Raw genomic sequence first — 19,552 nt, 5'->3', positions numbered from 1 at the left:
ACTGAGTTGCGGACCGGACATCGTCATTTTGCAAACTCACTGCCAATCTCCGTTAGGCTGGATCCCCCTTGGCCAGCCTCAGCTTCTTACAATTGCAGACAAAGGTGCCATTGTCATACTTTGCATATCCGGTGCACTTTTCCTCGGAGCACTTAACCATTGCAACAATGTTCTTCCAGATTCTTAGCACCTCACGCACTTCTTGTGTGGTAATAGGGCTTGATGGAGTTTTCCAGTGAGCACAAAAGTTTCGGAAGGCCGAGTTTGCATCGAGGTCGTTAAGCATCACTGTCAGCTTGTGTGCCGACTTCAGCTTTTCCTTAACCCTTACGATCAATCGAGTGAGTAGGGGTTTCAATGTGTATTCATTCCGCCGGTTGTAGGCGACCGATGCCTCAAACGCTTCGCACATCTCTTGAAGTTCCCGTTCAAGCATTGGTCCGAGCAATTGCCCCGCCCTCGAAGGCAAGTCATCGTCTAAATCTTTCTCGACCTTCTCTAAATCGCACAATCCGTCCTGGATGATAGGACCAGTGGTCACGTCGTATCGCGTAATACGTTTGCGAACCCATTGCGGGAAATTAGAGAACAATTGCTCGCACCACACTTCATCATGTGTCAATAGAAGGAACTGGAAATCTCCAAACTCGGACTTCAGCAACCTAATAAGTTGAGGCCGCTTGTAAGCATCGAAACTGTTGACGATGTCGTCCAGTAGCAAAAAACGAAAACCGACATTGAAGCGACGTGCCGCAGCGAGGAACAACGCCAGTCCAAAGCTATTGAGTTGAGATTCACTCAAGTACTTATATGCCGGACTGATTGGCTCGCCACGGAACTCGATTTCCAAAGTAACCGCGCGGTCCTGGTCCATCTGTAATCGCAGCACCGGTCGACCTACACCTTCTGTGTGCTCCTCAAGGATCCCGAAATACTTCTCCACATCGGCCGAGATGCTGTTGAACTTTGCCTCAATATCTGCATTGCTCGTGCTAATATAGTTGATAGTAATTGCCTCGAAATCGCGGCGTTTCTTCATAACAGCAAGTAAACATGCTTTTGCGCCGATATACTCGTCCCACTGATTCATCGCCAACGTGATTTGGCTCGCTGCGTTGACAAGTTTCTCGCGTGAGCCATCATCTCTCAAGGATTCGATTTCCGCATCAATCTTTTCTAACAATCCCTTTTGTAAAGCGTCGAATGCACTGGCGTTATCTGCAATGCTAGTGACCGCTCTGCGTATCTGAGTGGATGTGTCCGCCGTCACTTTATCGGGCGTTACCTTAAGCAAATCACTCAACTCGCTGAAACAAGCATCTAACGCCTTGCAAGCGTCAGTGATCTCTTTTAGCAGTAGCTCGGTTGCGACCTTATTGCCCTTGGTGCCAACTTTCAACGCTTTTGCGAGCGTCCCGTATGATGAGATGCTCGTGACCTGCCTTAATCTAGATGCTTCAAGCTTGTCCTTCGCCGACTTAAGCGAATGCAATGATTCCAACTCGCCTTGAATGTGTTCTGCGAGGCTCCCTTGGAAGATGTTTCCGCATAACGGACAGGGTGCGTCTTCGCCAAGATCGCGTTTTTCTATTACCTCTTGCCCTTTTTCATAGAGCCCAATCAGCATCAAGTCGACTGCGTCTCGCTCGGTGTTTTTAAATGTTTCAACTTCGGCGGAGTACATAGCGAGATCAGCTTCAACTACCGCCCCAGAATTGAGGTCGTCAATGCACTTACGCAGGCTGATATGATCTGCCAAGGATGCTGCTCGCGGATCGCTTTTGATTGCTTCCGTAAGTCCTTCTAGTGCCTTCGTCGCTTCCGACACCGTCGCCGGGGACTCTGCGTTGGCGTCAATAAACTTCCCCTGGAGAAACTTAAGTAGCTTAGTCGCATCAGGTTTCTCTCCAATGATTTCCGCCAACTTTGTCTCTTCTCGATCTGCGACCGCTGTCTGCTTGTTACTCTCTTCTTCTAGCTTGCGACTTACTCGACGGAGCATCTTTTGGTATTCGACCTGCGGGGTAAAACTCATCAAAACCGCTAGAGCGTCGTACTGCTCTGCCTTTGTGGAATAGACAAATTGCGTCAAGTCCTCGTATCGCAATGTGCAAGGGTATGGTGCTGCTTGGCGGAACGCGTCGATCACCCCATCCCGCGATGGCATCGTGACCTTTTTCTGATTGAATATAATCTTTCCAAGACCCAAATTAGCAAACTCTACTTCAACGAAAGAATCGCCATCGGCTGCATCTCGATGAGGAAACGCATTGGGACCTGCACCCTCGCGACCTAGTCGAACAATGCGGTCCGTTTGCATCCACTCCCAAGCGTCGGTCAGCGAGATTTTGCCGAAGCCATTTCGGCCAAATAGAACCATTGACGTGGTACTACCACCTTTGACGAACGAGAGTTCCAGCGGAGTCACTATTCCCCGAAAGCCGGATACAGTGATTCGTTTAATGGATTTCATCAGACTCCCCCGATTTGGGCGTCAGCTTAAGCACAGACTTCAGGATTTTGTCATCTGTGGCCGTCCCGTTTTTCTGGTGATCTGACAGAATTTCAACTATTTCTTGGTTCAGAGTGGCATCTGAAATCGCGTTTAATAGCCATCTCGCCACGAAATCATTCGGTTTTGGAGATTCGGTAGACATATTACGCTCGATGAATGAGCAGTCTGCATGCTGCCAGAATGCGTGCCATTAGCAGACTAGCTAAAAGGAGGTACCGGGAGCCCCTAAGTTTACTGCAGGGAGAACTTAAGAGCCAGTCGTCAAAATCATGGCGCCTGCTAACTGTTAGAGGCGACAATTTGTCGTGCACATGTAGCCACGACCTTGGTCATGATGACTTATCGATATTCCCCGCTGAAGCTACCGAAACATGTCATGGCGATCCCAATTGAGATCAAAAGCGAAATTGAATCACAGGCTGTCTCGACTTAGTTGAGTACATTGACACCCTAGCTAGAGTAACGTGCGACAAACCTTCTTAGAGCTTTGACCTGATGAATGGTGCACTGCTAGTGAGTGTGTTTTCATGTTCAGGAAGTAGAGGATGCTAGATCGGTGCGTCATTCCGAAGAGATAGAAAGCTCTAATCACTCCGGAGCTTGGGGGTGCTTACTCAGTACAGCCCCCCAGGACCTTGATATCCGCGACGATTGAAAGCATGTCGTCATTTGGGAAGTGGCGTTTGGCGAAGTTGGCGAAGCTGCAGACGATCTGGACGTTGCCTGCGACGTACCCTAGCGAACTGTCAATTCGATCGATCGAGGCACTGCGGAGGCTGTTGAATTTGTGCTCCATCTCCAAACCTGAGATAGCACACCGCCCTTCCTGTTGCTTGAAGAGATTGACGACGAAATCGAGGTCAATTTCGTAATCTCGCTGTGGCCCAGACTTGGCGTCATGAGGTCCAGGCTTCTTACATTTTGCTCTGATTGTTGACAGGACGTGGCCGAGCCAACTTCTGGGTGTTCGCTCAACTCGTGCGACGTGCAGGGCCTTTCCTTCTGGCGTGTTGTACCGTTCTCGTGTCTTCTTTTGGTAGTGTGCGCGGTTGGTGTCTTTCCAGTCTTGAACTTGGCCTCTGATCTTCTCGCGGTTTCTTTTGCGGTACGCGCGCATATATTCCTGGTTGCAGGGGACGCAGATGTTGGCCTTGGGCTTGAAATCTATTTCTGAGTCATCCTTGCCGCATTCCCGACAGATTCTTGGTGCGTAGATATTTCCAGACATCGCTGGTACTCCTGATACCGGTGAAGGTTGAGAGAAGCCCAGTTACAGCTGGGCTTTTCGCTTATGTACTCAGGCAATTGGCGAGAAAAAGACGCTAGGCCGGAGCGTCACACCGGAGGGGATAGAATGCTCTCGGCCTAGCTAATGCGAGAGCATTTCACCAGGACTCCCGCTTTACTACTTAAATACGTCCGAGAGGTGTGGGACCCCCTGCAAATCCTCTAGAAACCTTGGCCGGACAACGGCGGCCAACAGTGGACACGAGAAAAATAGCGTGCGTTCTGGGCAAACCTAAATGGTAGATAGAGAAAACGCGGGGCTAGGCTGTCATCCTAACCCCACGTCCCAAACCAAGACTGATACCAAAAGTCAGCAACTAAAATACGCACACAACCGCACAAGCGAACAAGGTATTCCTCCCCGTGCAAGTTGTTGACTCTGGGGTGGCGAGATGACAGCTCGCCACCCCAACTCTTTTTCCACAGGAGTTAACAACAATGGAACAAACCGTTCTAAACAACCAAGTAGCGGCTAAGGCCAAATCCCCTATCGGCCCACCACCATTCATCCTCGTCGAACCAGACATCATCCAAGAGGCCGGTTCGCCAAAGAAACTCTCCTGGCCAGAGATCAAGTTAGTCATCAACCTACGGGATGCCGCAGGCGAACACGAAGGAAAATCCAACGTCGTCCTTCGTTCCCCTGAACGGCTCAAAGCTGCCGCAGGATTCAAGAGCAACGGCAAATTCAAGGCAGCAATCCACAAGCTAAAGAGCTGGCCATCTCGCCGACGATCTGTCATCGAGAAAATCGACCGCAAGACCGGCGAAATCCAGCTGCGCGATGTCAGCCACCTCGCCAAAAAACGCCATCACAAGAAAGGCGTCAAGTTCATCAAGGTCTACCGCTGGTTCTGGTACTCCCAAGCTCCTGATTCCCTCAAGAGCATCGTCCTGTTCGCTCGGACGAATTTTGAACGCAAGGATAAGGAGGGCGAAATCTTCAGCCTGCCTATCAAGAACGGAGTATTGCGGCATTGCTATTTGGCTGGTACCCACTCGCGGCAACGTACAAAAACGGCCTCTGAAATGGTTTCTCTCGGGGAAACCAGTGGTTTGTTCACGGTCGTGGCGCGGTCAACTTCCAACCGAGCTATGGTTCTCCGCTTGAACGACTCGACACGGACGAAAACGGCATCAGAAGCATTTGCGAAATTCCGAGGGCACCAGCAAGAGCAAGTCGGGGCACCTACAAGAACCAAGAAGGGCACCACCAAGAAATCATCGAGGGCACCAGCACCTGCTTCTGAGGGCACCACTCTTCAGAGTCCTTTTTCAGAGTCCATTAAACAGAACCCATCGCAGATCCCTCCCCAGACGCGAGGGCGGGAGGCAGAGCCTAAGCAAGACGAGGTTAACCTGAAGGAAGAGAACAAAGCCGTAATCGAAGAGGTGGAATCATTCCTGGATTTCTCTCAAGTTCCCTGGGGAGAAACGAAGCGGAACCCAGAATCATTCCTCCCAGCACTTGAAGCTCTCCTGGAGGAAGCGAGAGCTATCATCAACGAGGTTCCTGAGAAGTTCCAGCCTTGCCTGGCTTCGGTTCTGTTCCAGGCCATCAGCTCCGATAATTTCAAGGGCTTGAAATCCTTGAGCTGGGGTTTTCTGCTCTCCAAGGCTTTCCTGAGTCGCTTCTCTGATGCGGTTGGTTCCGCGCTGTCTGAGGCCCTGGAGCCGTTCAGACTTCAGGAGGAGCGAAAGAAGAAGGCGGAGGAGGCTCTGGTGGCTGATTCTGGTTCGCCTGATCCTACGGTTCGCCGTGCTGCGTTCGAGAAGGTGAAGGCGGCTGATCCCGGTTCCGCTGTGAAAATCATGGCGGTTGAGACCGATACGGAGTTGGCTCTGGAGATGGGTCGCAGCTTGGTTTCTCACTTTGCTCTCATGGAGAAGCGAATCTGTCCTGGCCTTGGGAAGGCTATTAAGCATGTTGCCGGTCTGCCTGGGGCGAAGGGCTGCGAGGGGTGGTGGTTGTTCGCTTATGCGGTTCGTGCGTATTCAAAACTACAGCAGCAACAGTACACCAAACCGGAGAGTGACAATGACCGACAAGCTCAAGACTAAATGGATCGCGGTTGAGCCAGAATTATTCCTCGCGGATATCTCGACCGAGGCGAAAAAGCTGGCCGTTTACATTCGCGATAACTGCGGTCTGTATGACCCTTGGGACCCTGAGATGGAGATTTTCATTCCGTTCAAGCTGAACCGCAAGGCCGATAAGATTTGTGCCGATCTCGGTTTCTCTCGGGAGCAGTTGGAACTGGCGGTTAAGGATCTTCGGCGGTTTCCTACGAAGTCGAAGCGTTTTCTGGAGGGGTGCAATGCTAAGCGTGATGCTTACCTGTGTTCTCCTTTGCGTTCCGGGTACATCAAGGTGTATCGCTGGCTTCTTGAGTCGCCTTTGCCTTGGAAGGTCAAGGAAGCTGTTTTCGTGGCTAAGGCTGGTGGTCAGATCAAGAACGCGAAGGTGTTGGAGGCTGTTACTCGTCTGGGCCTGATCCAGGAAGACGGGACCGTAACTGACGAGGGGGCAACCTTCGCCTGTTTGAAGTTCATCGCTAAGCTTGAGAACACTAAAGCTTAATTGGGGGCAAGAATTCCAATTCAGTATTTCGGTGGGATGGCGGGTCGTCAAGAAAGACTAAGCTTTGCGTTCGTTGTCTAGCAGCGACTGGATTTGCTGGGCTAATTGGTTGAGACCTTCAATGGACCCTTCGTAGTCAATTCGCCTATTACCTTCCTCGGTTGTCTTGGTCTTGCGGGACTCCAAAATAATACTAATCCGCACATTCTCGTTCTGCGGTGTCACATCAGATGACGTAGGTGTGACGATCTCTGTTAGCCAATTCGCTATTACACCTAGACTTACACTGACGATGTGCTGGTTCTCAGAAGTCGCAGCCGCACTAAAAAATAATGTCGGCGCTATCCAACCTCCAGCCTCAATCATGGCCTGTATTGAAGGTGCAAAGTTCAAAGGTGCAACACTAGCTTCGTTCGACAATGTGCTTACTGGAAGGCGCGATTCTCGCAATCTTCTCACAAGGTCGAAATCACTCTGGCTGTAATTAAAGCCAAGAACGGGTAAAGTGCCGTCTGAATCACTTGGCAGAAGGATCAGGTCCGTTGCCGGTATCTCCTGTAAAAAAGCAGCAAGCCCATCGGAGAAGTCAAAATCAGAAATATCCATCAGAACCTCGGCAACTCAATAGTGAATGCTAGTAGATGGTTCCAATATAGCTAACAATTAGTCGGGTTCGTAGCGGATGTTACCGGGATGCTCGGCGAGTAGGGAGAGAGGCAAGTGCTAAGCTTAGAACAAAGAATCGAACTCATTGAACTTGAATCAATCCGCCAATTTGCCGGTAGTGTAGGCGTCTCGATGGAAGACTTTGCTACACAGGTCCTAGAAGAACACCGTCGTCAGGCGAAACGGCGACTGTCCGTTCTGGAAAGCACTGAAGGCATTCCGAAAGTCCTTAGGGATTGGGAGACTCAGCACTATCGTAGCGTAATTGAATCCGATAGCCTGCTTGATTGGACACGAAGCGGCACTGCCGGTAAACGAATCCTAATTGATAGTACGTTGAACGGATTCTTCACCGAACTAGGTGAGGATTATTGGAGCAGTATATTTGATCCGCCACCTGTCGAAGACGGGGAGCCGCCAACTACCGTAGTAGGCGGTCTTCTTGAACTTATTTCGAAAGTAAGATCCGTCAACCTATTTGAGAGGCAGATGAATGCTTTTTTCAGTCCGAGTCTAGGCATCTTAGGAGTGCCTGTCGTCTGTGTGTACCCGCAGTTAGAAAAGACCATCGATCTAGTTGCCAATCTTCTGTGCTACTGCTTCGTACAGTTAGAGGACTATGCTACAGAACCGGACAGGATTGAGGATAAACTAAAAAGGATTGCGCGGCGGGATGATATAAGATTCGTGACTCGTGAAGTTGTTAGATTGGCGCGTTGTGAGACGATAGGCGGCATTGTATACCCGACCTGTACCGCGTCAGGGGAAACTGCCGACTTTCGATCCCTACTTGAGTACCGCTTACTTGCTTTGGCGGCGATACAGTTCGTGTGGTTTCATGAATTTGGTCACGTGCTCTTGGGCCATACAGGGCAAGGTCCTTCTAAAGAGTTTGAACTGCAGGCTGATGCTTTTGCTCTAGCAGTCCTGATGTTTCAAAGTGGAGGCCTAGATGAAACTCGCCCGATTGTGGGCGTCACACTTTGTTTGCTGATCATTGCATTGACAGAAGACAGCATTACAGAGCAGGATTCTCACCCACCGGCGAGGTATCGCTTGAGACAACTTTTCAACGGGATGTCCGTGAGAAACCAATTCAAGGTGGAGTCGATGATTCGTGTTTGGAAACACCTTTTCAGGAATGCCTTAGAGCAGCGAGGAATGAATATCGATCAATTAATCCCTGACGAGGTTGCATGAGAAAGATATCTCAGTTCGCGTGCAATATTTGCGTCGGATTAGCAAGGCCAGCCATAGCTCAAATTTATCGATAGCTCTGGGCACACCTCCTACACCACGATCAGCCTCTTCAAGAAGAAGTAGTAATATCGAAGTCTCTTCGGCCGTATTTAATCCAAATTGGATTTCTATTTCACCATTTCTCATGTCCTTGGAGGGGTCACCAATGGAAGTTCAAAGCTTCACCTTTCTCTACTCGGAGTTAGTCTCTGATGAAACCAGCAACGAAGAATTAATTCTTGCCATACAGCAGGCAATCGACGACACGGAATAATTGCATGCAGCACAGGGCGCTGGTTTCTCCTGGTTTGTTTCTCAGCGCCCAATATCGAAGAGCCCAGGTGATGGAATGCCTGGGCTCTTTCTGTTTCTGAGGGGACGCTGTTCGTCCGTGTTGCCTAGCAAAGTACATCGAGCGAAGATTCCCGGCAAACATACCTAGAGAAGTGATCCCGCACGCAAGTTTTCCGGAGAGGTATGACTGATGAAAAAGGTAAAGGGTTTCCCTGTTGAAGTACCGCAAATCAAGCTTACTGAGAAAGACTGGGCCAAGCTCCTAAGTGGTGGCTACTTCCAGTTCGACTTTGATGAAGTGGGTGACAACCTGAAGTTCTTTCGCAGCAAAGTTTACAACCGTGCGGTTGCTGTAGGTATGACAGCATCAACACGCAAGTATCCCGATGGCGTTGACCTGCCCCCGCGAATGAAACCAGTCTTTAAGTGATAGTCTTCAAGGGTTCTTCCAGGGGAAGGTGCTGTAGCGTAGCGGAAGCACCTTCCCCTGGAAGAATTGCCTCCGGTGCCGGTGGGCGGTACCCCAGCGAACTGTGCGGGCGTACCGTGTTGTACTCGACTCGCCACCGTTCGATCAACACTTTTGCCTCCAGTAGCGTGTCGAAGATCTCTCGATCGAGTAGTTCATCTCGCAGCTTCCCGTTGAATGATTCGATGTAGCCATTCTCCCAGGGACTGCCTGGCTCGATGTACAAGGTGTTCACCTCGACTCGCTCTAACCAGTCACGGACCTTTGTAGCTGTGAACTCGGAGCCATTATCGCTCCGGATGAAGTCAGGCACGCCGCGTCGAACGAACAGGTCACTGAGGCGTTCCAAGACTTCCTCGCTGGTTAACTGACGGGCGACGTCGATCGCCAGGCACTCGCGTGTATATTCATCGATCAGCGTCAGCATCCGGAAGGCTCGGCCATCGTGCGTACGGTGATGTACGAAGTCATAGCTCCAGACCTCATCGCGACGACTTGGCCGCAGGCGAACACACGAACCATCGTTCAACCACAGGCGACGTCGTTTAGGCTGCCTTTGCGGTACTTTCAGCCCTTCACGACGCCATAGTCGCTCGATGCGTTTATGGTTCACCTGCCAACCTTTCCGTCGCAACATCTCGGTAATTCGCCGATAGCCGTAGCGACCGTACTGTTCGGCCAGCTCAATCATCTCCCGGACCAGGCGAGGTTCGTCATCGGGAATCCAGCGAGCACGGCGCTGCGTGGAACGCGGCTGCCCAAGCACGCGACAAGCCCGCCGTTCCGAGACTCGCGCGCGTCCCAAGGCGTCTCGCACGTGCTCGACGATTCGCCGTCGCTTGTCCGGGCTCAGAAGTTTCCCGAAGCGGCCTCCTTAAGGATCGCCTTGTCAAGCTCGGCATCCGCCAGGAGTCTCTTCAGTCGAGCGTTCTCTTTCTCCAGATCTTTTAACCGCTTGGCTTGGTCCGTACGAATGCCACCGTACTCCTTCCGCCAACGGTAGTACGTCTGCTCCGTGACGCCGATCGCCTTGCAGGCCTGGGCAATCGTCTTGTCCTGAGAAAGAAGCACCTCTGCTTCGCGGAGATGCTGGATAATCTGCTCCGGCGTGAATCGTCTTCTAGGCATTAGAAATCTCCCTTCAAATGGGCATTCACTCAGCAAATAACTAATTTACCGAATGGACGCGGTTGAAGGGGGCAGGTCAGAAGATTCACGCCCGAGCAGATCATTCAGCATCTCCGCGAAGCGGAGGTGCTTCTTTCGCAGGACAAGACAATTGCCCAGGCCTGCAAGGCCATCGGCGTCACAGAGCAGACGTACTACCGCTGGCGGAAGGAGTATGGTGGTGTTCGTACCGATCAGGCCAAGCGTTTGAAAGAGCTCGAGAAAGAGAACGCTCGCCTGAAGCGACTGCTGGCTGATGCCGAACTCGACAAGGCGATCCTGAAGGAGGCCGCTTCGGGAAACTTCTGAGCCCGGACAAGCGACGGCGATTCGTCGAGCACGTGCGAGATACCTTGGGACGCGAGCGAGTCTCAGAACGGAGGGCCTGCCGGGTGCTGGGACAGCCTCGTTCCACGCAGCGCCGTGTTCGCTGGGTTCCCGATGACGAGCCTCGCCTGGTCCGGGAGATGATTGAACTTGCTGAACAGTACGGCCGTTATGGCTATCGGCGAATTACCGAGATGCTACGACGGAAAGGTTGGCAGGTGAACCATAAACGCATTGAACGCCTGTGGCGTCGTGAAGGCCTGAAAGTGCCGAAAAGGCAGCCTAAACGACGTCGCCTGTGGCTTAATGATGGTTCGTGTGTTCGCTTGCGGCCGAGTCAACGCGATGAGGTCTGGAGCTATGACTTCGTGCATCACCGAACGCACGATGGTCGAGCCTTCCGGATGCTGACACTGATCGATGAATACACACGTGAGTGCCTGGCGATCGACGTGGCCCGACAACTAACCAGTGAGGACGTCTTGGAGCGGCTTAGTGACCTGTTTGTTCGCCGAGGCGTGCCGGACTTCATCCGGAGCGACAACGGCTCAGAGTTCACCGCCACAAAGGTGCGTGACTGGCTGGAACGAGTCGAGGTGAACACCTTGTACATTGAACCAGGCAGCCCGTGGGAGAATGGCTATATCGAATCCTTCAACGGGAAGTTACGCGATGAACTGCTCGATCGAGAGCTCTTAGACACGCTCCTGGAGGCAAAAGTGTTGATCGAACGATGGCGCGTCGAGTACAACACGGTACGCCCGCACAGTTCGCTGGGGTACCGTCCACCGGCACCGGAGGCAATTCTTCCAGGGGAAGCTGCTTCCGCTACGCTCCAGCACCTTCCCCTGGAAGAATCCTTGAAAACTACAACTTAAAGACTGGTTTCATTCGTGGGGGCAGGTCATGCCGAAAGTTTCTTGACGGCATGCACATGCTGAAGGTGATCGAGGAGCAGGTTCTCCCGTTTTTGCAGGCCAAGATCGACGAGCAGCTTAACGGTCAGGAGGAAGGCTAATGCAAAAGCGTTACGCAGAGATGTCCTATGTAGCTGACTGGATGGGTTGGGAGCACCTGACTTATCACAGCCCTCCAGGCAGTCTCCCTCTTCAGGAAGAGGCGTATTTCGTGATCGATGGTAATAAATTATTGCATTGCGATTCCTGCCGTCACGAGCAGGGCCGTTTTGATGTGGATTTCGGTGTCGCTTGTTATGTCTTGCTCTATGACGGCCTACTCATCCGATGCCTGTTTGATTCTCCGCATCACCAGAGCCAACCCCTGTCGTTCCAGCGTGTCATTACTGCTGCTCTGACTCGCAGCAATCTGCGACCGACAGATGATGTTTTGGAATCGCTTGGGTGCTGCTTAGGTGCTGAGGTTCGGACGTTTTGGTTTGACGATGAGCCTGTGTCCTACTTCCTGTACCGAGGGCATTATTTGCAGGTCCAACTAATCGATTCTGAACTCCACATTTTCCTCGGGGAATGGAAGGCTTTTCGGTTCGATACGGAGAAGCATTTCGGCACCATCAAACGCTACCTGGGCCAGCGTGCGCGTCGGCTGAAGGAGAAGGAGTATGTACGTGCCGATTAAGCGACGCTGTGAGCCTCCCCAGGATTTTCCTGACCGCGAAATCCTGATGGATTCTGAGCAGGTAGCTGCTGTGCTTGGTGTCTCGATCAAGACGGTTAGACGGATGCGTAAGGATGGGCGGCTCCCTCCGTTCAAGCGTATCGGTCGCCTGTACCGCTGGCGGAAGGCCGACATCCTCGACTACCTCGAATCCCTGTAAACCATAACCGCTTCGATCTCGATCCGAGCAGTTAACCAACCACCACAACCTTGCAACACACGGCAAAAACTGTACCTGTAAGGAACCAAACCCAATGGCTGATTTTCTCTGGATGGCACCCCGCAAGAACGAACTCCCCATCCCCGAAGGCTTCCCAAAAGGCAAACGCTTACTCGACACCAAAGGCGTCGCAGCTGTACTCGGCGTGTCGATCCGAGAAATCGACCGAATGATCGAACGAGGCCAGCTGCCCGTGCCGAAGAAGCTCGGAACACAACGACGCTGGCTCGAAAAGGACATCATTGCCTTCATCGACAAGCTCTAGATTCGCCATCCCAAAACTTGTTCTTGAGCCTCCTCAATGGTCCGCTGGTGTCGGACCATTTTTCATTTCTGAACGACAAGTAGACAGCGATGGCGACCGTCACGCTCTACCAACCAACCGTTACCAAAAGCGGCAAGAAGACCAAAAGCAAAACCTGGGTCATGAAGTGGAAACAGCCAAACGGCAAATACGCCTACGAAACCACAAAGACCCGCGATAAGTCCGTGGCAAATCAAATCCGCCGTGAGAAGGAACGACAACTCGCCCTGGCACCCTGGGGCATCAGCACAGCCAAGCCAACCCGCATCAAATGGTCGGAATTCAGCAAAGCGTTCCTCGACGGCAAGAAAGGCAGAACACGACCGCTAACCATAGCAGCCTATAAGCAGAGCCTCGACAACTTCCAGAAAGCCATGGGCGACCTTTGGCTTGACGAGGTGACCATCCCGGTCCTTCAGGGCTTCATCGGCAAGCGACTCGAATCTGTGGTACCCCCAACCGTCAACAAGGATCTTCGCTCGATCAGAACTGCCATCAACTGGGCCGTCGAGCAGAACCATCAGGTCGGAACCACGAAGTTCAAAGGGCTGATCGTCCGCGAAGACCTCAAGAATCCAACCGTCATCGATCCCAGTATCCGACAAGCGATGCTCGCAGCATTGGACAAGGACGATCTCGTCCTGAAGCAACGCAGCAAATCCTGGTGGCGGCTGTATCTCCTCCTGTTGGAAGAACTCGGAGCACGACGCTGCGAAATCATGGCTATCCCCTGGAAGAACTGGAACCGCAGAAAGCAGACCCTGACGATCCCAAGCGATGGTAGCGGCAACAAAGCACGACGAGAACGCGAACTCCCTGCTGTCGCCCTTCACGAATTGTTGGACAGCTGGTTCGTGGAATCCGGGAAACCTAAGGGATCAGAGCCGATCTTGCCTTGGACTGGGAAGGATATTCGTGCTTTTTATTTCGACTGGGACGCGATTGCTGATGCTGCGGGGATTCCAGTAGATCAGCGGCCAACTCCCCAGGAGTATCGTTCGACCTGCGGCACAGAGCTTGTTGCCGCTGGTGTGCCGACTGCGGAGGCGAGCCGTTACCTTGGCCACTCCACCTCGGTGACGACGGAGCGATACTATCTGAACGCGGCTCAGTCGCTGGCCGGTGCTGCGGAGAAGCGGCGAAAGTTTTTCGGTGAGGCGGAGGAGCCGAAGGCTGGCCAGGGCGAGTTGGCTGAGCGACTGGCCAAGGCGGAGGCTCTGAATGAGCGTCTTCTGGGGGTGCTTGAGAACCTTGGAGGCTCCACGAAGGAGGGGTAGGGGGTGTTGCTTTGGTTCGCACAGTGGTTTGCACAACCTCGTGCCGTTTGGTGGCGTTCCTTGGCGTCTCCTGGCGTTCTGGCTCGTGGGAGATCTGCGGAGCCTGGAAATGCGTAAAGCCCGTCAGGAAAGGCTTTTGGGCGTTTCTTGACGGGCTTTGACGTAGTGGCCGAGGCGGGGATCGAACCCGCACGAGGGTTACCCCTCGCAGGATTTTAAGTCCTGTGCGTCTGCCAGTTCCGCCACTCGGCCTAATGGGAGAGTAACCGCCGCCATGTTGGTTTTCTGGTAAAAAGTGAGAATTTATTGCTCACCTAGTAACCCAAACCGGTGGTGCGGTGCTATATTGCTGGGCGTTGGCAACGAGTCGCATTGTGACACCCCCGGCAGGGAATCACAAGTGGATTGATGCCAAACAGTTGGGCGGCACACACTTATCGATGTTCTGTGTCCCGCAGCCCATAGGTCTGGATTGACTTTTTGACCAAGATCGAAACGATTCTCGCGAAGTAGCATCAGAACTTCACGTATCGCTGATTAGGGATTCAAGAAAGTAATCTAGAACCATGAACTACCGACAGCCCAGCGTCGTAGAGACCATGATTTGGCTCATTGCCGCCGCTATTTCCGCATTTGTGGCAATAGGTGTGACCTTACTGATGGCAGCGGTAGGGGCGGTAATGCTACTGGCCAGGATGGCAAGTGAGGCGGCTCGATCGTTCTTCCAAGGCATTTTTGGCAGATCGACGATTCACAAACAACATTCCAAGGAACAAGGAGTTCGTCCGACAATCATTGAGGGTCAGGTTCTCAGCCGTAGCTAGTTTCATTGGCACATAAAGTGCACTAACGGCTGAATCTCGAAGTGAGGAAGTAGCTTTTTGGCAGACGCCAAGTGAACTTCTCAGGCAAACTTCGGGTCCTAAACACATTGGTAACTTGACCCTTGGGGATTGGCGAACGAGAGAGATGATCGCACCTCGACATTTTCATTTGGCGGGCACATCGGCTTCAGATCGACTCGATGTGGTGTTATCGCCGACGGGCAAAACGTTCGTCGACGGCAAGATGATCGCACTGACCGAGTTGCTCGCAAAGCTGTGTGGTAACGATCGTTGCGAGCAAACGCATGTGCGTATTTTTGCGGCATCTGCTTGCCGCTTTGATCATCTGGCCGACGTTTTTCGCCTGTGCAAACTGCACGGCATTGCCAATGTTGAGCTGGTTGCATAGAAGATTTTCTACTTTTTGCGGCAAAGATCTCGGCGGCAATCTGTCTATCGACTTGCCGCTGATGCTGCTTGCTTCTGAAGTGGTCGATTGACCGTACTTGCTGGCGCGACCTAAAATGAGACCCGACCTAAGAAACTCTATCGGGAATCGATCATGACCGGCGATTTGACGGGCGACCCTGTACGACTGGCAATTGCCATCTGCCCGCTGGCGGCCTATCTCGCGCTGATTGGCTTTATCAATTTGCGCAGGGGACCGTTCATCACTTCAGGTGGCCGAGATGCATTGGCCTTGTCGATTGGTCTAAGTGGTCTCGCGTTGATCGGACCGCTGGCTCTGATGATGCCAAGTTGGTCGATTAGCGTCTATGGTCCGTACGCCTGGCTGATGATGCTGACGCTTTATTTTCTGATGGTGGCCTTCTTCATATTGACGCGGCGACCACGGATCGTGGCTTATAACACAACGATTAAGCATCTGCGGCCCCTTTTGCGAGAAGTGGCGGATGGCCTTGATCCTTCTGCTCGCTGGGCAGGCGAATCGCTATTTCTGCCAACGCTCCAGTTGCATTTGATCATGGAAGAAGACTACGGGACGCGTAACGTCTTGATCAAATCGGTTGGCCCCCGGCAAGACTTCTCGGGCTGGCGTCAATTGGAATTGGCCCTGACTCAAGTCGTTCGCCGGCACGAAAAACTTTCGGTCAATCCCTACGGTATCTTCCTGGTCGTTGTGGGGATCTTCATGCTGGTCTCCGTATGTGTCCAGGTTTACCTGCACGGCGACTTTGTGGGCCAGTTCCTGCACGAGTTCTACTTAGACGTGTAGCTGCCAGTTAAACTTCCAACGGCTCGCCGAGTTCGTAGAGATATTCATACCGGTAGATGCCGGAATCGTGGCCGTCACTAAACACGATTTGGTATGCGTAGTGACCGACCGGATTCATGCCTTTGATGGTAAGGGGTGCCATCTCGGCTGGGCTCAAGATGGTCAGTTGGCTGGCCGGTTTCTCGGCTTCGTGCGATTTCTTCTCACGCGTCAGCGCGTCTGGGCTCGCTTCTCGCAATTCGCGTGGCTTGTAAACGCGGACGGTATCGTCACTCCAATCGATCCGCAGACGTCCATCAGGCAGCAAGGCAAGAGCAGTGGGTTGGGCTGTCATTCAGGCTACCCCTTTCGTGAATCGATAAAGCGGCGGCCTTTTCCTTCAAAGCGGGGCAAGGTGCCTGCTTCGACCAATTGAACTTCGACCTTCAGGCCGAGTCGCAGTTGCAACTCCTGAGCGATCCGCTCCGGCTCTTGTTTACGGTCTTCGACTTCCACGGAAATTGCGTCCATTTCGCCTCGCTTTACAGCCGTCAGGCGATACTCAATCACTTCGGGAAAGCCACGGAGGATCTGTTCGATCGAGGTCGGAAAGACATTCACGCCGCGGATGATCATCATGTCATCGGTGCGACCGAGCACGCCTCCTTCCAGCAGCACAAAATTGCAGCGGCCGGCGGTGTTCCAGCGTGGCTTCACAAGGTCGCCGGTGCGATAGCGGATCACTGGCGAACCGTTTCTACCCAGCGTAGTGATAATCAGTTCTGAAAGTTCCCCTTCGGCGGCCGCTGTCCCGGTATCGACCGAAATGAACTCCGGTAGGAAGTAAGCTTCGTTGACGTAGACGCCCGTTTGGTCGGCGTCAGAAAACCCCCATGGACCGACTTCCGTGGCACCGCTATGGTCGATTACCTTGGCATTCCAGGCGGACTGGATGCGATCGCGAATTTCCGGAATCGAACCACCCGGCTCGCCTGCGAGGATCAGGCATCGCACGCCGAGTTCGTCGAGGTGAATGTGATTTTGCTGAGCGACCTCTGCCATGTGCAGGGCATACGTCGGCGTGCAGAAGACGACGGTGGCACGGCTATGTTGAATCAGTTCCAGCCGGCTTGCTGTGCTCAGGCCACCGCTGGGAATCGCCAGACACCCCCGGTGGGTTGCCGCGTCAAAGGCACTCCAGAACCCGACGAAGGGGCCAAAGCTGAACGCAAAGAAGCAGCGGTCCGTACTGTTGACCTCGGCCACGTCGAGTACGTACTGCCAGGCCTCGATCCACCACTGCCAGTCGGTCTCGGTATCGAGCACCACCATCGGGCGTCCGCGTGTTCCGCTGGTACGATGAAAGCGGACGTACTGGTCGACGTCGTAGGTGCGATTATTGGCCAGATCTCCACTTTCGTGGCTACCGATCAACTCTTCTTTGAACGTGAAAGGTAGTTGGCTGAGCTCATCTAAGGATGTCAGAGGCAGCTTCACGTCCGCGAATTTCTCGGCGTAAAACTTATTCTGCGGGAGAATCTCGGCCAGCATCGCGTTCAGCTGTGACAACTGATACTCGGCCAGATGCTCAGGGCTGTGGCAACGATACGTTTCGCGCTGTTGGGGGGTAGTCGGTTCCATGGTTGAATCATAAAACGTCCGACATGCCGAGACCAGTCGGGTCGGCGAATGCCCGCTGCCCCTCCTAACGCAGTACGGGGGATTCCGATTAAGATGGAAGCTTTATCCCACCGCCCCATACCCAGCCGGAGAAGTACATGTCAGATGCCCAAGTTGAAACAGAAGGTCCGCAAGGCAATCGAGCGGCCCGGGGCATTGTGTTCCTGACGGTTTTCATCGACCTGTTGGGCTTCGGCATGGTTCTGCCTTTGCTGCCGATTTATGCCGATCAGTTCGTCGTGGATGAAGCTGGCTGGCTGATCGGTTTGCTGATGGCCAGTTTCTCGGCCATGCAGTTTATTTTCGCCCCACTATGGGGAAGGCTTTCCGACCGGATCGGTCGTCGCCCGGTGTTGATGATCGGTCTGCTGGGAAGTGTTGTCTTCTACTCGCTGTTCGGCGTAGCCACGATCATGCAGTCGCTGACGCTCTTGTTTGTGTCGCGAATTGGTGCTGGTATCGCTGGGGCGACTATCTCCACAGCTCAGGCCTATATTGCCGACACAACGACCTTAACCGAGCGTCCCAAGGGGATGGCGTTGATCGGGATGGCATTCGGTCTTGGTTTTACGTTCGGCCCACTCTTTGGCTATCTGGCCGTGCCCAGTGGCACAGGCGACCCAGGGCCGGCTCCAGGGTTTGCCGCGGCGGGACTTTCCCTGGCTGCGTTGCTGTTGGCCTATTTCAAGTTGCCTGAAAGCCTTTCGGTGAATAGCCCTTCGGCGGCGAAGCAGAATCTTTCGATGTCCGGTCTGCGTGATGCTCTTTCAATCCCGTCGATTGTGTTGCTGTTGGTCGCCTTGTTTGTCGTGGTGTTCTCGTTTGCGAATTTCGAGACAACGCTCTCGATGTTGCTTAAAGGTCGTAAAGGACAAGAGCAACCGTTCTCGTTTACTTTCGGCCAGGTTTGTTTGACTTATGCCTATATCGGTTTCACGTTGGCGCTGGTCCAAGGGGGAATCGTGCGTCGAGTGGCCGGCAAGATAAGCGAAGGGGTCTTGGCATCTTTCGGCTGTATCTTGATGACCGTTGGTATGCTGCTGATTCTGAAGGCCACACAAGATCAATCCGTTGGGCTTCTGATGGGCTCGCTGGCGATCGTCGTTGCCGGCTTTGGTTTCATGATGCCGTCACTCAACTCGTTCATTTCTCGTCGCAGCGATCCGGACAAGCAGGGCGGTATTCTGGGGATTGGTCAAAGTGTGAACTCTCTGGCCCGCATCATCGGCTCAGGCCTGGGGATTCCGCTGTTGAAGCTCAACATCATTGCCCCATTTGTGATCTCAGCGATCATCATGGGGATCGGCCTACTGCTGGTGATTGTCGCTTCGAGAAGTGGAAAAGACTTCGCATCGAGCGAAGCTTAGCGATCTTCGAGCCCTGAGATGCTGCCCAACGCACGATCAGGGTTCTCGAGAAACGCGGTCAATAAGATCTGCGCCGACAGCATATCGAGACGGGCCTTGCGGCGTTTCTTGGTAAGGCCTGCCTCTTGCAGCATGTCTTTGGCCATGCTCGTGGTGAAGCGTTCGTCGTAGAACGTTACCGGCACGTTGGTGGTCTCGTAGAGCCACTTGCCGAACTGGCGTGCTTCGAAAGACTTCTGGCTCTCGTCGCCGCTCATGTGAACCGGCAGCCCAACAACAAAGAGAACAATTCGCTCTAGTTCTGCCAGTTCCTTGAAATACTGGGCATCTTTCGAAGGGCTGCGGCGGTTATAGTTTTCCAAAGGGCTGCACAGCACCCGGTCGGGGTCGGTGATCGCGACGCCGATACGCACCGTGCCATAATCGACGGCTGCGATGCGCCCTTTTTCCGGAATCTCAGGGACTTGGCTGCTCATGATCGCGG

Annotated in this window: 19 protein-coding genes and 1 tRNA gene; 12 read left to right on the top strand and 8 right to left on the bottom strand. The window is 53.1% G+C overall.

Annotation, left to right across the window (positions count from 1 at the left end):
- Window positions 1-52 precede the first annotated feature (52 nt).
- Together PSR63_RS05380 and PSR63_RS05375 are read right to left on the bottom strand one after the other, a co-directional pair.
- Window positions 53-2,473, bottom strand: a complete 2,421-nt coding sequence (locus PSR63_RS05380; protein ID WP_274331392.1) for a hypothetical protein — start codon at window positions 2,471-2,473, stop codon at window positions 53-55.
- Between the two features lie 652 nt (window positions 2,474-3,125).
- Window positions 3,126-3,743 carry a hypothetical protein gene (locus PSR63_RS05375; protein WP_274331391.1) on the bottom strand — a complete coding sequence of 206 codons (618 nt, stop codon included), beginning with the start codon at window positions 3,741-3,743 and terminating at the stop codon, window positions 3,126-3,128.
- Between the two features lie 497 nt (window positions 3,744-4,240).
- Here PSR63_RS05375 and PSR63_RS05370 point away from each other — a divergent pair, with 497 nt between their 5' ends.
- Together PSR63_RS05370 and PSR63_RS05365 are read left to right on the top strand one after the other, a co-directional pair.
- On the top strand, window positions 4,241-5,863 hold the full coding sequence (locus PSR63_RS05370; RefSeq protein ID WP_274331389.1) for a hypothetical protein: 1,623 nt from the start codon (window positions 4,241-4,243) through the stop codon (window positions 5,861-5,863).
- A complete protein-coding gene (locus tag PSR63_RS05365; RefSeq protein ID WP_274331387.1) occupies window positions 5,841-6,383 on the top strand; it encodes a hypothetical protein in 543 nt (180 codons plus the stop codon). The genes PSR63_RS05370 and PSR63_RS05365 overlap by 23 nt, the downstream gene beginning before the upstream one ends.
- A gap of 57 nt (window positions 6,384-6,440) precedes the next feature.
- Here the strand turns inward: PSR63_RS05365 and PSR63_RS05360 are convergent, their stop codons facing one another.
- A complete protein-coding gene (locus tag PSR63_RS05360; protein WP_274331385.1) occupies window positions 6,441-6,989 on the bottom strand; it encodes a hypothetical protein in 549 nt (182 codons plus the stop codon).
- Between the two features lie 114 nt (window positions 6,990-7,103).
- Between PSR63_RS05360 and PSR63_RS05355 the strand changes: the two genes are divergently transcribed.
- Both PSR63_RS05355 and PSR63_RS05350 read left to right on the top strand, forming a co-directional pair.
- Window positions 7,104-8,249: a hypothetical protein gene (locus PSR63_RS05355; RefSeq protein ID WP_274331383.1), complete on the top strand. Its 1,146-nt coding sequence runs from the start codon at window positions 7,104-7,106 to the stop codon at window positions 8,247-8,249.
- Window positions 8,250-8,772: 523 nt separating this feature from the next.
- Window positions 8,773-9,012, top strand: a complete 240-nt coding sequence (locus PSR63_RS05350; protein ID WP_274331382.1) for a hypothetical protein — start codon at window positions 8,773-8,775, stop codon at window positions 9,010-9,012.
- Here PSR63_RS05350 and PSR63_RS05345 read toward each other — a convergent pair.
- A protein-coding gene (locus tag PSR63_RS05345; RefSeq protein WP_274327723.1) for an IS3 family transposase occupies window positions 9,005-10,179 on the bottom strand; the annotation gives its coding sequence in 2 pieces (ribosomal slippage) (window positions 9,005-9,915 and window positions 9,915-10,179; 1,176 coding nt in all). The genes PSR63_RS05350 and PSR63_RS05345 overlap by 8 nt on opposite strands.
- Before the next feature lie 99 nt (window positions 10,180-10,278).
- On the opposite strand from PSR63_RS05345, the gene PSR63_RS05340 reads away from it, so the two are divergent.
- The 5 genes from PSR63_RS05340 (at window position 10,279) to PSR63_RS05320 (ending at window position 13,981) form a co-directional block, all read left to right on the top strand.
- Window positions 10,279-11,423, top strand: a protein-coding gene (locus tag PSR63_RS05340; protein ID WP_274334292.1) for an IS3 family transposase whose coding sequence is annotated in 2 segments (ribosomal slippage) — window positions 10,279-10,513 and window positions 10,513-11,423 — 1,146 coding nt in all. Because the reading frame shifts where the segments join, the coding sequence is not laid out codon by codon here.
- Window positions 11,424-11,562: 139 nt separating this feature from the next.
- The gene (locus tag PSR63_RS05335) at window positions 11,563-12,141 is read left to right on the top strand and encodes a hypothetical protein (protein WP_274331380.1); all 579 of its coding nucleotides are present in this window, start codon (window positions 11,563-11,565) and stop codon (window positions 12,139-12,141) included.
- Window positions 12,125-12,340: a helix-turn-helix domain-containing protein gene (locus tag PSR63_RS05330; protein WP_274331378.1), complete on the top strand. Its 216-nt coding sequence runs from the start codon at window positions 12,125-12,127 to the stop codon at window positions 12,338-12,340. The genes PSR63_RS05335 and PSR63_RS05330 overlap by 17 nt, the downstream gene beginning before the upstream one ends.
- A 94-nt stretch (window positions 12,341-12,434) precedes the next feature.
- On the top strand, window positions 12,435-12,665 hold the full coding sequence (locus tag PSR63_RS05325) for a helix-turn-helix transcriptional regulator (RefSeq protein WP_274331376.1): 231 nt from the start codon (window positions 12,435-12,437) through the stop codon (window positions 12,663-12,665).
- Between the two features lie 89 nt (window positions 12,666-12,754).
- On the top strand, window positions 12,755-13,981 hold the full coding sequence (locus PSR63_RS05320) for a tyrosine-type recombinase/integrase (RefSeq protein ID WP_274331375.1): 1,227 nt from the start codon (window positions 12,755-12,757) through the stop codon (window positions 13,979-13,981).
- A gap of 166 nt (window positions 13,982-14,147) precedes the next feature.
- Here PSR63_RS05320 and PSR63_RS05315 read toward each other — a convergent pair.
- Window positions 14,148-14,233 (bottom strand) — tRNA-Leu (locus PSR63_RS05315).
- 717 nt (window positions 14,234-14,950) lie between these two features.
- Between PSR63_RS05315 and PSR63_RS05310 the strand changes: the two genes are divergently transcribed.
- Both PSR63_RS05310 and PSR63_RS05305 read left to right on the top strand, forming a co-directional pair.
- Entirely contained in the window at window positions 14,951-15,214 is a 264-nt protein-coding gene (locus PSR63_RS05310; RefSeq protein ID WP_274331373.1) for a hypothetical protein, read from the top strand.
- A 153-nt stretch (window positions 15,215-15,367) separates the two neighbouring features.
- Complete coding sequence (locus PSR63_RS05305) at window positions 15,368-16,042, top strand: hypothetical protein (protein ID WP_274331371.1); 675 nt, start codon at window positions 15,368-15,370, stop codon at window positions 16,040-16,042.
- A 7-nt stretch (window positions 16,043-16,049) separates the two neighbouring features.
- On the opposite strand, the gene PSR63_RS05300 is transcribed toward PSR63_RS05305, so the two are convergent.
- Together PSR63_RS05300 and PSR63_RS05295 are read right to left on the bottom strand one after the other, a co-directional pair.
- Window positions 16,050-16,376 carry a DUF971 domain-containing protein gene (locus PSR63_RS05300; protein ID WP_274331369.1) on the bottom strand — a complete coding sequence of 109 codons (327 nt, stop codon included), beginning with the start codon at window positions 16,374-16,376 and terminating at the stop codon, window positions 16,050-16,052.
- Between the two features lie 5 nt (window positions 16,377-16,381).
- On the bottom strand, window positions 16,382-17,662 hold the full coding sequence (locus PSR63_RS05295; protein ID WP_274331368.1) for a phenylacetate--CoA ligase family protein: 1,281 nt from the start codon (window positions 17,660-17,662) through the stop codon (window positions 16,382-16,384).
- 137 nt (window positions 17,663-17,799) lie between these two features.
- On the opposite strand from PSR63_RS05295, the gene PSR63_RS05290 reads away from it, so the two are divergent.
- Window positions 17,800-19,068 carry an MFS transporter gene (locus PSR63_RS05290; RefSeq protein WP_274331367.1) on the top strand — a complete coding sequence of 423 codons (1,269 nt, stop codon included), beginning with the start codon at window positions 17,800-17,802 and terminating at the stop codon, window positions 19,066-19,068.
- Here PSR63_RS05290 and ruvX read toward each other — a convergent pair.
- Window positions 19,065-19,544: a Holliday junction resolvase RuvX gene (gene ruvX / locus PSR63_RS05285; protein ID WP_274331365.1), complete on the bottom strand. Its 480-nt coding sequence runs from the start codon at window positions 19,542-19,544 to the stop codon at window positions 19,065-19,067. The genes PSR63_RS05290 and ruvX overlap by 4 nt on opposite strands.
- Window positions 19,545-19,552 lie beyond the last annotated feature (8 nt).

The sequence above is a fragment of the Bremerella sp. P1 genome (assembly GCF_028748185.1).
Classification (GTDB): Bacteria; Planctomycetota; Planctomycetia; order Pirellulales; family Pirellulaceae; genus Bremerella.
This window is presented reverse-complemented; position numbering and strand designations above follow the sequence as displayed.